General features: G+C 70.0%; 9 protein-coding genes, 1 tRNA gene and 1 pseudogene. 5 read left to right on the top strand and 6 right to left on the bottom strand.

Going from position 1 to position 13,552, the window contains the following annotated elements; translation table 11 throughout:
- The first annotated feature begins 1 nt into the window (after position 1).
- The 4 genes from BCR15_RS08285 (at position 2) to wecB (ending at position 4,936) form a co-directional block, all read left to right on the top strand.
- Complete coding sequence (locus BCR15_RS08285) at positions 2 to 997, top strand: Gfo/Idh/MocA family protein (protein WP_068751714.1); 996 nt, start codon at positions 2 to 4, stop codon at positions 995 to 997.
- 64 nt (positions 998 to 1,061) lie between these two features.
- Complete coding sequence (locus tag BCR15_RS08280; RefSeq protein ID WP_068751713.1) at positions 1,062 to 2,354, top strand: nucleotide sugar dehydrogenase; 1,293 nt, start codon at positions 1,062 to 1,064, stop codon at positions 2,352 to 2,354.
- Between the two features lie 3 nt (positions 2,355 to 2,357).
- Positions 2,358 to 3,827, top strand: coding sequence for a glycosyltransferase (locus BCR15_RS08275; RefSeq protein ID WP_068751712.1), 1,470 nt, complete (start codon positions 2,358 to 2,360; stop codon positions 3,825 to 3,827).
- 47 nt (positions 3,828 to 3,874) lie between these two features.
- Positions 3,875 to 4,936 (top strand): non-hydrolyzing UDP-N-acetylglucosamine 2-epimerase, encoded by a 1,062-nt coding sequence (wecB, locus tag BCR15_RS08270; protein ID WP_068751711.1) that lies wholly within the window; start codon positions 3,875 to 3,877, stop codon positions 4,934 to 4,936.
- Positions 4,937 to 4,956: 20 nt separating this feature from the next.
- On the opposite strand, the gene BCR15_RS08265 is transcribed toward wecB, so the two are convergent.
- From BCR15_RS08265 to BCR15_RS08250, 4 genes are read right to left on the bottom strand one after another with little or no spacing between them, the layout of a single operon-like run.
- The gene (locus BCR15_RS08265) at positions 4,957 to 5,922 is read right to left on the bottom strand and encodes an NAD(P)H-quinone oxidoreductase (protein ID WP_068751710.1); all 966 of its coding nucleotides are present in this window, start codon (positions 5,920 to 5,922) and stop codon (positions 4,957 to 4,959) included.
- A gap of 23 nt (positions 5,923 to 5,945) precedes the next feature.
- The gene (locus BCR15_RS08260; RefSeq protein WP_068751709.1) at positions 5,946 to 6,674 is read right to left on the bottom strand and encodes a hypothetical protein; all 729 of its coding nucleotides are present in this window, start codon (positions 6,672 to 6,674) and stop codon (positions 5,946 to 5,948) included.
- The gene (locus BCR15_RS08255) at positions 6,674 to 8,662 is read right to left on the bottom strand and encodes a M15 family metallopeptidase (protein ID WP_141680076.1); all 1,989 of its coding nucleotides are present in this window, start codon (positions 8,660 to 8,662) and stop codon (positions 6,674 to 6,676) included. Before BCR15_RS08255 ends, BCR15_RS08260 begins: the two co-directional genes overlap by 1 nt.
- 20 nt (positions 8,663 to 8,682) lie before the next feature.
- Entirely contained in the window at positions 8,683 to 9,504 is an 822-nt protein-coding gene (locus BCR15_RS08250) for a pseudouridine synthase (RefSeq protein WP_197971790.1), read from the bottom strand.
- A 182-nt stretch (positions 9,505 to 9,686) separates the two neighbouring features.
- On the opposite strand from BCR15_RS08250, the gene BCR15_RS08245 reads away from it, so the two are divergent.
- Positions 9,687 to 9,771 (top strand) — tRNA-Ser (locus tag BCR15_RS08245).
- A gap of 1,125 nt (positions 9,772 to 10,896) precedes the next feature.
- Here BCR15_RS08245 and BCR15_RS08240 read toward each other — a convergent pair.
- Positions 10,897 to 12,123 (bottom strand): annotated as a pseudogene (locus BCR15_RS08240) (IS256 family transposase).
- 534 nt (positions 12,124 to 12,657) lie between these two features.
- Positions 12,658 to 13,533: a D-psicose 3-epimerase gene (locus tag BCR15_RS08235; protein ID WP_068751706.1), complete on the bottom strand. Its 876-nt coding sequence runs from the start codon at positions 13,531 to 13,533 to the stop codon at positions 12,658 to 12,660.
- Positions 13,534 to 13,552 lie beyond the last annotated feature (19 nt).

Genomic DNA, 13,552 nt, shown 5'->3' with positions numbered 1-13,552 from the left:
CGTGGCGGGTCTGCGGGCGGGTCTGATCGGCCTGGGGATGATGGGGCGGCACCACGCGCGCAATCTGCGGGCGATCGACGGTGTCGATCTGGTGGCCGTGGCGGACCCGGCGGGTGACCCGCACGGCGTCGCCGGAGCGTTGCCGGTGCTGGGGTCGGTCGAGGAGTTGATCGCGCAGGGCGTGGACTACGTGGTGGTGGCCACGCCGACGGCGTATCACGAGCAGATCGGTCTGGCGTTGGCGGAGGCCGGCGTGCATGCGCTGATCGAGAAGCCGCTGGCGAAGGACACCGGGGCCGCGCGCCGGTTGGCGGAGGCGTTCGCCGCCAAGGGCCTGGTCGGTGCGACCGGGCACATCGAGCGGTACAACCCGGCGCTGCAGAATCTGCGCAAGCGGTTGGAGAACGGGGACCTCGGCGACCTGTACCAGGTGCAGACCCGGCGGCAGGGCCCGTTCCCGTCCCGGATCGCGGATGTGGGCGTCGTCAAGGACCTGGCGTCGCACGACGTGGACCTGACCGCGTGGGTGACGCAGCGGGAGTACGAGCTGGTCGGGGCGCGGACGGTCAGCAAGGCCGGCCGGGAGTACGAGGACATGGTGTCGGCCACCTGTCAGCTCAGCGGCGGCCTGATGAGCAACCACCTGGTCAACTGGCTGTCGCCGACCAAGGAGCGGCTGACTGTGGTGACGGGCGAGAAGGGGATGTTCGTCGCCGACACGCTGACCGCGGATCTGACGTTCTACGCCAACGGGCTGGTCGCGACCACGTGGGACGACATTGCGCAGTTCCGGGGCGTGTCGGAGGGCGATGTGACGCGGTTCGCGATCGCGAAGCCGGAGCCGCTGCGCACCGAGCACGAGAACTTCCGCGACGCGGTGCTGGGCAAGGACGCGGACATCGTCACGATGGAGCAGGGCGCCCGGGTGGTCGAGGTGTGCGAGGCCATGATCGAGTCCGCTGCCACCAACCGGTTCATCGAGGTGGGCGCCGCCTGAGGGCGGTGCCGCCAGCCGAGTCCGCCCCGGCATCGCGCGGGGCCATGCGAAGGAGAGCTTTTCAGTGAAGATCACGGTCGTTGCGTTGGGCAAGATCGGGCTGCCTTTGGCGGTCCAGTTCGCCGATGCCGGGCATGAGGTGATCGGCGCCGACGTCAACCGGGCGGTGGTCGATCTGGTCAACGCCGGCACGGAGCCGTTCCCGGGCGAGGCACACCTGCAGGACAAGCTCACCGAGCTGGTGCCGGCGGGCCGGCTGCGCGCGACCACGGACACGACCGCGGCCGTCGCGGAGTCCGACGCCGTCGTGGTCGTGGTGCCCCTGTTCGTCGACGGCGAGGGCACCCCGGACTTCGGCTGGATGGACGACGCCACCCGCGCCATCGCCGCCGGGCTGAAGCCGGGCACGCTGGTCAGCTACGAGACCACCCTGCCGGTGGGCACCACCCGCACCCGCTGGAAGCCGATGCTCGAGGAGGGCTCCGGCCTGGTCGAGGGCCGCGACTTCCACCTCGTGTTCTCCCCGGAGCGGGTGCTGACCGGCCGCGTGTTCGCGGACCTACGCAAGTACCCCAAGCTCATCGGCGGGCTCTCACCCGAGGGCGCCGCCCGCGCCACGGCGTTCTACGAGGCGGTGCTGACCTTCGACGAGCGGCCGGATCTGACCCGCCCCAACGGCGTGTGGGACCTCGGTTCGGCGGAGGCCGCCGAGATGGCCAAGCTCGCCGAGACGACGTACCGCGACGTCAACATCGGCCTGGCGAACCAGTTCGCCCGCTTCGCCGCGTCGAACGGCATCGACGTCTACCAGGTGATCGAAGCGTCGAACTCGCAGCCCTACAGCCACATCCACCGCCCGGGTATCGCGGTGGGCGGGCACTGCATCCCGATCTACCCGCGCCTGTACCTGTGGACCGACCCTGAGGCCAGCGTCGTGTCCACCGCACGCGCCGCGAACGCCGCCATGCCGGCGCACGCCGTCGACCTGCTGGAAGGCCTCGCCGGTGACCTGACCGGCAAGCGCGTGGCCGTCCTCGGCGCCGCCTACCGCGGCGGCGTGAAGGAGACCGCGTTCTCCGGCGTGTTCCCCGTCGTCAACGAGCTGCGCGCCCGCGGCGCCGAGGTCGCCGTCCACGACCCGATGTTCACCGACGAGGAACTCGGCCGCTACGGCTTCGCCCCCTACCACTACGGGCAGGAGGCGGACCTGGCGATCCTGCAGACCGACCACGCCGAGTACCGCGACCTCGCCGCGGGCGCCCTGCCCGGGGTCACCGCGATCGTCGACGGCCGCCGTGTCCTCGACCCCGCGAACTTCCCCGACGTCCGCATCGCGGTCATCGGCAAGGGAGCCTGACCTGTGACGGGTCCGCGCGTCGTCCTGTTCCGGCACGCCCCGATCGACATCGACTCGCGGGTCAAGAAGTTCGCCACGACCTTGCGGCGCGGCGGCTACGACCCGGTCGTCATCTCGCTCGAGGCGGCCGACGGTCGCTCCGGCGAGTACGTCCTGGGCGACGGCATCCGGGTCATCCGGGTCCCGCTCCAGCGCCGCCCCGCCCAGCAGGGCCCGGCCGGGAACCTCGAGGCGCGCCGCGCCGCCCACCGCCGCCGCGCCGTGCTCCGCTCCCGCATCCGCGGGCTGAACGCCGGCTCGGCGAAGGCCGCCGCCAGATGGCTGGTCGAGACCGGCCGCGTCGCCGCCCTCAAAGGACGCTCCGTCGCGTCGGACCTCGCCTACCGCGTGGACGTCGAGCGCCGTCGGCGCGCCGGCCTCAAGGACCCCTTCGTCATCGTCGGCGTCGAGCGCAACCTGCCGGTCGTCTATGACATCGAGCACACGCTCACCGACCTGCTGGTCGACCTGCAGCCCGACGTGTTGCACGCCCACCACCCGCAGGTCCTCCTCGCCGCGCGGGAGGCGCTGACCAGGCTCCGCGCGCAGGGGCGGGACCCGAAGTTCTACTACGACGCGCGGGAGAACTTCGCGGGGATCCCGCCGCTCGAGCAGGGTCTGGTGGCCGCGCACGAGGCCCTCATCGCCTGCGAACGCGCGATGATCGGGCACGCCGACGCCACGTCGACGGTGTCCGAGCCCATCGCCGACGTCCTCCGCGACGTCTACCATCTGCGGACCCGCCCGTCAGTCTTCCTGAACATGCCGCCGCTGACCACGCCGGAGGGCCCCACGACCGTGCGCGAGGCCGCAGGGCTGGGGCCGGACGTGCCGGTGGTGGTGTACTCCGGCACCATGAGCTGGGCACGCGGCATCGAGACGATCATCGAGGGCATCGCGCATCTCCCGGCAGAGGCGCACCTGGTCGTCGTGTCGGTACCGCTGCCGCACCCGATGATCCCCAAGCTCGAGGCTTTCGCGGCGGAGCACGGGGTGGCGGACCGCCTGCATTTCGTCGGCCCCGTGGGTCAGAACGAACTGCTGCACTACCTTTCGGGGGCGGACGTCGCGGTGCACCCGCTGCCCGGCGGGTCGCCCAATCACGACGCGGCCATGCCCAACAAGTTGTTCGAGTACCTGCATGCGGGTCTGCCGCTCGTCGTGTCCGACGCGAAGCTCATGGCCGAATTCGTCACCGGCAACGGGGTCGGTGAGGTGTTCGTCTCCAACGACGCACGCTCCTTCGGGGAGGCCGCGGCGCGAGCGCTCACGGACCCGTCGCGCTACGCGGTGCGTGAGGTGGCCGAGCGGTACTCCTGGCAGGGCCAGGAGGCGGCGATCCTCGAGCTGTACGGCGCCATGACGGGGTTCACGGGCGCGACGCCCCACGGCGAATTCGGGTCGCTCGAGGTGCGCGAGGCCGCCGCCGGCTGAGCGCGCGCATGACCGGCCCCCGGCACGCATGTGCCAGACTGGGGCGCGTGAAGATCATGAGTGTCGTCGGCGCCCGGCCCCAGTTCGTCAAGCTCGGCCCCATCGTGCGTGCCTGCGCCGACCAGCCGTCCGTCGACCACGTGATCGTGCACACCGGACAGCACTATGACCCGCTGCTGTCGGATGTGTTCTTCCGTGACCTCGGCATCCCCGCCCCCGACGCGCACCTCGGCGTCGGCTCCGGCACGCACGGGCGGCAGACGGGCGCGATGCTGGCCCAGATGGACGAGGTGCTCGAGCGGTTCCAGCCGGACTGGGTCCTCGCCTACGGCGACACCAACTCGACGGCGGCCGCGGCGCTGGCGGCCGTGAAGATGCACATCAAGCTCGCGCACCTGGAGGCTGGGCTGCGGTCGTTCAACCGGCGCATGCCCGAGGAGCACAACCGCATCGTCACCGACCACCTGGCGGACCTGCTGCTGGCACCGACCGAGGTGGCCGTCGAGCACCTCGCCGCTGAGGGGCTGCGCGACCGCACCGTCCTCGTCGGCGATGTCATGACCGACGTCTGCCTGGCCACCCGCGACGCCGTCGCCGAGCAGCCGGTGCAGGTGCCCGCGGGCGTCGACCCCGGGCTGCCGTTCGCGCTCGCCACGATCCACCGCGCCGACAACACCGACGACCCGGAGCGACTCGCCGCCATCCTCACGGCCCTCCAGGACGCGCCGGTCCCGGTCGTGCTGCTGGCCCACCCGAGGTTGAGGGCCATGGCGGAGCGGCACGGCCTCAACCTCGGCGCCGGGAGCCTCGTCGCCTCGGAGCCGCTGGCCTACCCGCAGATGGTGCGGGCGGTCATGGCGGCGGCCGGCGTCGTCACCGATTCCGGTGGCCTCCAGAAGGAGGCTTTCCTCCTCGACACTCCGGTGACGACCATCCGCACGGAGACCGAGTGGGTCGAGACGCTGACCGACGGCTGGAACATTCTCGACCCCGAGCTGACGCAGCTGCGCGACGTCATCGTCAGGCCCAAGCCGGCAGGGCTGCGCGGCGAACCGTACGGCGACGGGCACGCGGCCGAGCGGGCCATTCAGGCGCTGCTCGACCACTGACGTTCGGGGCGTCGCCCCGGTCAGTGCACCAGCACGATCTTGCCGACGTTGTCGCCGCCCACCAGCTGAGTGTGCGCCCGCCGCACGTCGTCGAACGGCATCCGGGTCTCGGGGGAGAGGCGGATCCGCCCGTCCGCCAGCATCGGCCATACCTCGGACTCGACGGCGGCGCAGATCTCGGCCTTCTCCGCGGCCGGCCGGAACCGCAGGGAGGTGGCGGCAACGGTGCCCTGCTTGGCGAGGAGGAGGCCGAGGTTGAGCGTGCCCTTGGCCCCGCCCTGGAGGCCGATGACGACGATCCGGCCGCCCCGCCGCAGTGCCGCGACGTTCGACTCGAGGTACTTGGCGCCGATGATGTCGAGGATGACGTCGGCGCCGCCGGTCGCCTCCTTGAGGGCGCCCACCCAGTCGTCGTGGTAGTCGAACGCGTGGTCGGCGCCGTGGGCGCGGCAGTGGTCCAGTTTCGCAGCGGAGCCGGCCGTCGCGACGACCGTGGCGCCGACAGCCTTGGCGTACTGCGTCGCGAAGGTCCCGATGCCGCCCGCGCCGCCGTGGACGAGGAACACCTCCCCGGGTGCGAGCCGGGCGACCCGCAGGTTGGACAGCACCGTCGCGGCCACCTCGAGGACCCCGGCCGCCGACACCAGGTCGACACCGGGAGGGGGAGCGATCAGCTGGCCTTCGGGCGCGACGAAGTACTCGGCGTATCCGCCACCCGCGAGCAGGGCCACGACCTCGTCGCCCTCCCTCCACCGCTCGACGCCCGCGCCCACGCCCGCGACGACGCCCGAGGCCTCCAGCCCGATGACGTCGGTGACGCCGGGCGGTGGGGGGTAGTGGCCCTGCCGCTGGAGGACGTCCGCCCGGTTGACGCCGGAGGCGATGGTCCGCACGAGCACCTCACCCGGCCCGGGGCTGGGCGTCGGCATCTCGCCGAGCGTGAGGGCGTCGACGTCGCCGGGGCTGGTCACGATCACTGCGCGCATGCCCTCAGCCTGCCATAGCCGGGTCAGCCGAGGACGCCCGCGAGGTCCGTGTCAGGGTCGTCGACGATGAGCAGCGAGACGCTCGCGCCGCGGACGCCGACCGTCTCGGACCAGACGGTGTCGAGGTTCCGGCGGCCCACCCACGTGTCCGCGGTCAGCGCAAGCCGCTGTGTGACCGTTCCCAGGCAGGCCTCCGCCTGACGCACCCACTCGGCGAAGTACGCCTGCGCCTCGGCGGCGTCGGCGAACTCGAGGACCAGGCCGACACCGGCGGCCCCGTCGGCGTTGGTGAGCGTGCCCTCCAAGGCGGCGGCGGGCTGTGGGTAAGCGCGCAGATCGGTGCAGCCCAGAGAGATCGCGGCGAAGGCCGAGTGGGCGGGGGACGTCGCGTGGACCCACGTCCCGTTGCCGAGGAAGCCGTCGTCGGGGGACCCTGGGCGGGCCGTGGGGGACCAGCCGTCGGGGACGGCGATGTCGCTCTCCGTGAGACCGCCGGCGGTGGAGGGGGCGGGGGCGGTCGGGACCGGGGGAGCGTCGGGTGGTGCGGCGGGCGACTCCGACGCCGAGGGCGCCGGCGATGGGCTGAGGGTGGCGGCCGGCCGCGACGTGGCGGGGGCAGTGGCGCGGGTGGCCGTGGCGGAAGCCGGCCCGGACGGGGCGTCGTCAGCGGGGACGGCGCAGCCCAGTGCGGTCAGTCCGGTCAGCAGCAGGCCTGCGACGACGCGGCGGCGTCCGCCCACGCGGGCCGACATCAGCGCTTCTCGAAGTGATGCCAGTCCCAGCCGGCGAACCAGCGCCACCCATGGGACTTGAAGGCCACGACCGGGATCGACGTCTCCGTCAGCTGGCCGGGCACCACGGGTGTCCGCGACACGTGCTCGGTGCTGGGCCACCACTTCCCGGAGGGATCGCGGTACGGGTTCTGCCACGGATTGACGTCCACGGCGTAGCCGTAGGAGTGCGGCGACAGCGCGTAGGGGTTCCCGACGACGCGCCGGCAGTTGAACGCCGACGTGTTGTTCGCGGCCATCATGCGGGGATCGTTGCCGCCGAAGGCGTTGGGGTTGGTCATCTGATACACCGGGAACCCGCCCTCGAAGGCGCGCCGGAACGCGTCGACCACCTCGGACGCGCGCTCGCTGCGCACGATCAGTTCGCCCCGATACACGTGGCCGTCCATGGACTGCTGGTTGATCCGGATGGTCCGCAGGCGCCACGGGGCGACGGGGCAGCCGGCGCGGTAGGTGGTGGCCACCTCGTCGGCCGTCGTCTGCGTGACGACGGGATTCGCGAGGCGTGCGCGGGTCACGGTGGTCGCGGACGCGCTCGGGATCGTGGCCCCCCAGGGCAGTGTCACGCAGATCCGTACATCCTGCGTACCGAGCCAGCCGCCGCGGTGGCTGTAGGGGACCGAGTAGCTGCCGTCCGTGGCGGGGCGGGCATAGGCGACGACCTGCCACCCGGAGCCTGCGCGGACCTGTGCCGTCACCATGGCACCGGGGATCGCGGGCGTCGTCCGGCCGGTGATCGGGCTCACGGCGACCGGGTCCAGCCGGGTGGGGATGGACTGGGTCGTGGTGGCGCGGCCGATGTCGATGGCCCGGGTCGCCACGGCGTCGAGGGACGTGACGACCACCATCGCCCGCCCGGCGAAGCCGCCTGTCAGTTGCCCGCGGAACGCGCCGTCGGTCCCGGTGACGACGTCGACACTGGACCTGCGCGCCCCGTCGGCGTCCTGCAGGACGACCGTGACGGCGGTTCCGGGCGGTGCGCCGTCGACGGTCCCGGTCACCATGATGGGCCCGAGCCGGTCGTAGAGGGCGCCCGCCACGTGCGGGTGGTGGACGGACGTGATCGTCGGCGTCACGCTGATCGCCGCGGCCGCCAGGGCGGGAGCCGGCGTGGGCGCAGGAGAGCCGACGCTGTCGGGCTCGGCGGATGGCGAGGTGGTGCCGGCGACGGGGGAGGGTGACGGCTCGGGGCCCGAGGAGGAAGCCTCCGTTGTCGGGGGGAGAGTTTCGGGCGTCGGCGAGAGGGCCTCGGGTGTGGGTGAGGGAGCCTCAGGCGTGGGGGAAGGGGCCTCGGGCGTGGGGGATGCAGAGAGGTCCGATGCCGACGGCTCCGGTTCGGCGGTCTGCTCGGCCGGCGTCGGCGTGGGCGTCGGAGAGGCTTCGGCGTCAGGGCCCGCCCCCGCGGCGGGCGGTGGCGAGATCGGGGCGGCGGCGCAGAACTGGTCGGTGACGGGTTCGGGCGCGAAGTTCACGATGTTGTTGAACACCCACGCGGGCACCCGCACATAGGAGCCGGCGACCACCTGGTACGTCGTGCTCCAGATGAGGGAGCGGCAGGCGCCCACCCCGGTCCACGCCGAGTCGCACTCCGTCTTCCAGCGGCGACCGTTGACGGTGTGCTCGCCGGGGGTGGCCAGGATGTTGCCGATCCACTGCACGCGCGAGCTCGGCTTGTACGTGAGATTGTTGAACGTCCAGCCGTACCGCATGACGTAGCGGCCGCCGGTGTAGACCACCTGATGGGCCTCGATCTCGGTGCGGCAGCGTTCGACGGAGGGAGAGTAGGCCTCGCACGCGGTGCGCCACGTCCGGCCGTTGAGCTCATGGGTGCCGGGGGTCGTGTACACGTCCAGCGCGGCCGCCTCCGGGGCGGGGGGCGTCGCGGTGAGGCCCAGCACCATGGCGGCGAGCACCGCCCCCCTGATCAACCAGCCCGCTTTACGCTTCATCTCCACCCCCGGGCTTCACCCTAACCCGAGGGCCAGTCCAGCTGGCGGGAGCTGACGAAACAGCGGGGCGCAGCGTCCACCGGGTCCGGGAACTCCAACCGGTGGGCCAGCAGACGCAGCGGGGTCGTGAAGTCGTCGATGTCGACGGGGAGGACGCTGGGGTAGAGCGGGTCGCCGAGCAGCGGGATCCCCAGTTCGTTGAAGTGGGCCCGGATCTGGTGCGTGCGGCCCGTCGTCGGCCGGATCTCGTACAGGCCCCAGGCCCCGCGCACCTCCAGCAGGGCGATGTCCGTGACGGCGTTGGGCGGCAGATCCAGGGTCTCCGCCTGCAGGGTGCCGACCCGCTTGACGAGGTGTGACTCCACCCGGCGTGGGAAGCTCAGCCCCGGGTCGACCGGCGCGATGGCCCGGTAGGTCTTGACGGCCGACCGGTCGCTGAACACGCCGTGGTACGCGGCCCGCCACCGTTTGGCGGTGGTCATCAGCAGCACGCCCGCCGTGCCGCGATCGAGCCGATGGGCGGCGGAGAGCTCGGGGTTATCGAGCTGCCGGCGCGCCTTGACCACCGCGGACTGCAGGACGTGGCGGCCGCGCGGGATGGTGGAGAGGAAGTGGGGCTTGTCGAACACGGCGATCCGGTCGTCCAAATGGAGCAGGGTCAGCTCACCGGGCACCTCGGCCTCCTCGCGGAGCTCGCGGTGGAACCAGACGAAGGTGTGCGGGCGGTAGCCCTCGGCGCCCGTGAGGGGCCGTCCCGCCTCGTCGACGAACACCCCCCGGGCCAACATGTCGTCGACGTCCTCCGGGGACGGGGCCAGCTTGTCGACCAGCCAGTCACGCATCGACGCCCACGGCGCGGGGGCGGAGGGATCCCGGTCGGGGGTGCGCACCCAGGCGGCCTGAAGCCCGTGGCGCGGCGGCAGCGGCGACCTCGGCGGCATGTCGGTCCTCTCTCCGGCCCGGCGTCGGCCGGGGTCCGACACGATACCGGCGACGGCGCGACGCGCTAGCATGGTCGCGCACTGGCGAGGTCGCATAGTGGACTAGTGCAGCCGCCTTGAAAGCGGCCGAGGGGCAACTCTCCGTGGGTTCGAATCCCACCCTCGCCGCTCTGTCTGTCCGGTGAACCAGCTTGGGCGCCCAGGGTTGGGTTCAAGGCTAGAGGCCGCGCTGCCCATTTCACGCCGACGGGGTCCCCCGGCGTGATCCCGGGTTTGCAGTCCGGGGATACAACCGTTCCCCAGGAGCCTCAATGACCCGCCGCACCAATGCAGGTGCAATTGTCATTGCATTTCTCTCGACCGTACTTGTCTTGGCGCCTATACCTGCCAGAGCAGAGACGATCGTCACCGCCTACTCTGCGGGCATGAAAGTAGTGGGTGCCGGCACCAACACGTGGGGTACCGCTGCGGGGGCCCCCTATGCCAACGTGTGGACCGAAGTGGAGCTCTCCAGCGGCTGGTCCCGCTCGCAGAGACCAGGGTCACCGACGGTTCCGGGAACTTCGTCATTCCCCTAACGTATGGTGCTACGACACCTGGCACTCTCAGCTGGCGAGTGGGCGTCGAGGCAGAGGGAGGTACGGTCTACTCCAACCCCTTCACGCTGACCCGCACACTTCCTGACGTGTCTGTGTCCGCGTATTCGGCAGGACAAAAACCCGTGGGCGTGCCGACGAATACGTGGGGCGCCGCCGCTGGAGCTCCCTATCGGTCGGTGTGGACCGAGGTGCGGCTTGCGTCTGGGTGGGCGCGATCGCAGGTCAGGATGACCGACGGCGCGGGCCGCTGCAATTCCTCTGACGTATGGAGGTAGCACTGTCGGTACCCACACATGGCGGGTTGGCGTCAGCACTCCGGCGGGTACCGTCTACTCCCCTTCATTCAACCTGACGCGCGTCGTGACTGTGGACGCCCAATCCGCGCGCTACAAGAAGGTCGGTGAAGCGTCCAACACCTGGGGCACTGCTCACGTTGCACCGAACGCCGTGATCTGGTCCGAGGTGCGGCTATCCACAGGATGGGCTCGCTCGCAGGTGAGGAGCACAGACTCGCGCGGTTATTTCGTGATTCCCCTCACGTTCGGTGTCGACTCACCTGGAACGCTTGAGTGGCGTGTCGGCGTACATCTGAGTGGCCGCAACTACTACTCCGAGCCCTTCTCTCTGACGAGAGAGGGAACGGGGCGATTGCGTCGCGTGGGGTGGTGGGCTTTCGAGATGGTGTCCTCGGTGCTCACGATTCGCTGCCGGTGATGGCGGCGATGGGTTCATTATCGGGTTCCGGGAAGAGTTTGGCCATGGATCCTTCGGACAGGTAGCGGCGCTCGTCGGTGATCCATTCATCGTTGGTGTCGGCCAGGACCATCCCGATCAGGCGCATGACCGCGGCCTTGTTGGGGAAAATCCCCACGACCCTGGCGCGGCGTTTGATCTCTTTGTTCAACCGCTCGAGGGGGTTGGTGGACCAGATCTTGGTCCAGTGCAGACGGGGGAAGCCGGTGAAGGCCAGGACCTCGGCCTTGGCCAGGTCTATGTGGGGTCCGAGCTTGGGGTAGCGGCCGGCGAGCTGGTCGCGGACCTGGTCCCAAGTGGCTGCGACGGCGTCGCTGGTGGGTTGGGCGAAGATGGTGCGGAACACCGCGGCCACCATTTGCGCCTCGGTGCGGGGCACGTGGGCCAGGAGGTTGCGGGCGTAGTGGACGCGGCAGCGTTGACGGGCCGCGCCCTGGAAGCAGCGGCGGATCGAGCGGGTCAGGCCGGTGTGCTGGTCGGAGATCACCAGCCGGACGCCGCGCAGTCCGCGGCTCTTCAAGCTGGTGAGGAACCCGCGCCAGAACACCTCGTCCTCGCTGTCACCGATGTCGAGGCCCAGGATTTCTCGGCGGCCGTCGGCAGCAACGGCGGTGGCGACCACGACCGCCTTGGAGGTGACCAGGCCACCGCCTCGGACATGCAGATACGTGGCATCGAGGAACACATACGGGTAGTCGAATCGCCTCGAGGCGTCGGTTGCGGAACCGGTCGACCTCGTCGTCGAGGCCCTGGCAGATCCGAGAGACCTCGGACTTCGAGATCCCGGTCCCGCCCAGGGCCACGACCAGGTCATCGACAGCCCGGGTGGAGACCCCGTTTACGTAGGCCTCCATCACCACCGCGTACAACGCGCGGTCGATCCGGCGGCGGCGTTCCAGCACCGACGGGAAGAACGAGCCGGTCCTCAGTTTCGGGATCGCGATCTCGATGCTGCCGGCCTTGGTCATCACCTCCCTCGGCCGGACCCGTTACGGTGCGTGACACGGTCACTGGTGCGTTCGTAGCGTCGAGCACCGATCACGTCGGCGGCCTCGGCCTCGATCAGTTCCTGCATCACCAGACGCACGGACTCACGGACCAGATCGGCACCCTCGCCCGCGCGGAACGCCTCGAGCAGGTCATCTAAGGCAGAATGAGACAGGGCCACCGGTGAGACTCCCCTTCTGTGTGTTCTTGGTCGTTCACACCGAAGATCTCGCCGATGGCCCTCCCATCAGCTCAACCACACGCGCTGCCCCAAACCCCACCACTCCACGGGACTCTGAACTTGGAAACGCTATATGAGGCGCCATATAGGGCCCTGTATAGGGGGGTGCTGTCAGCCAGCCCCGGCATACAGGCCCCATATGCCAGGCCGCATATGCCAGGCCGCATGGGGGCATATAGCGGCTGGCGATCCACTCCCGACGTCTTGCCCTGTCGCGCCTCGTTGACCCCCCCGGGGAGACTGGCATGAAACGACCCGACGAAGGAGGAAGCGGATTCATGCCGACTCAACGGTCGGTACGTCCTCCAATCATCCCGGGCAGAGCCCCCCCTCATCCTCCCTCCCGCGGGTCGGGCGCCTTGACGAACCACCTCGTCGGCCTCGTCGTCGTCGCGCTGCAACTGAGCGCGACCGCTGAGGTGGCTGCGGGCCCCGGCTGGGGGCGATGTCGGATTTGTGTCGCGGTTACGTGGGTCAGTTCTGGTCTTCGAAGGTGCTGCGGAGGAATGCGACGGATTCGGTGGCGTCGCGGTCGAGCGCGGCTTCGTCTTTTCCGGGGGCCATGTCGCGCCAAACTTTGATGTCTCGGCCGACGCTGCCGCCGGTGAGAACGAAGGGTTCCATGACCACGTGGCGGTTGTAGCCGATGTCGTGGAGGGCTTGGCCGATCTGTTGCCACGGGAGACCTCCGGCGGCGGGGAGTCGGCGGTTGTTCTCGCCGACGTGGAAGTGGCCCAGGTCGCTGCCGGCGAGGTGGATCGCGCCGATGAGGTTGTCTTCTTCGATGTTCATGTGGAACGTGTCGAGCATGATCTTGACGTTGGGCTCGTCGACTTGCGCGATGAAGGTCTTGGCTTCCTGCGCGGTGTTGAGGAGGTATCCCTCGAATCGGTTGAGCACCTCGAGACAGTAGTCGACTCCGTTGTCGGCGGCGATCCTGGCCACTGTCTTGACGTTGGTGACGCTTCGTTCCCAGTCTCCTGGCTTGTCGATGGGCTTGGAGTAGTCGACTGGCCAGTAGGAGTACACGCCGCCGCCGAGGAGGGGGATGTTCAGGAGGTTGAGCTTCTGAAGGATGTCGGTGTAGAAGCGGGTGGCGTTGTCGACGACTGCGGGGTCGTCTGAGCCGAGGTTCTCGCTGGCGGAGGGCCCGTAGCCGGCGGTGAGGCTGATGCCGTTGTCTTCGGCCAAGGTGCGGAGTTCAACGAGTTGGTTGTGGGTCATGTTCGGGAGTGCGGCGCAGGAAATTTCCAGGACGTCGAACCCGAGGCGGGCGACCTTTTCGATGTAGGGGCGGTAGTCAACGTTCCATTCGTTGGCCCAGTAGGCGAAATATATGCCGTACCTCATTGCGCGATCTTCTTTCTGC

The sequence above is a fragment of the Tessaracoccus lapidicaptus genome, from assembly GCF_001693815.1.
GTDB classification, from domain to species: domain Bacteria; phylum Actinomycetota; class Actinomycetes; order Propionibacteriales; family Propionibacteriaceae; genus Arachnia; species Arachnia lapidicapta.
This window is presented reverse-complemented; position numbering and strand designations above follow the sequence as displayed.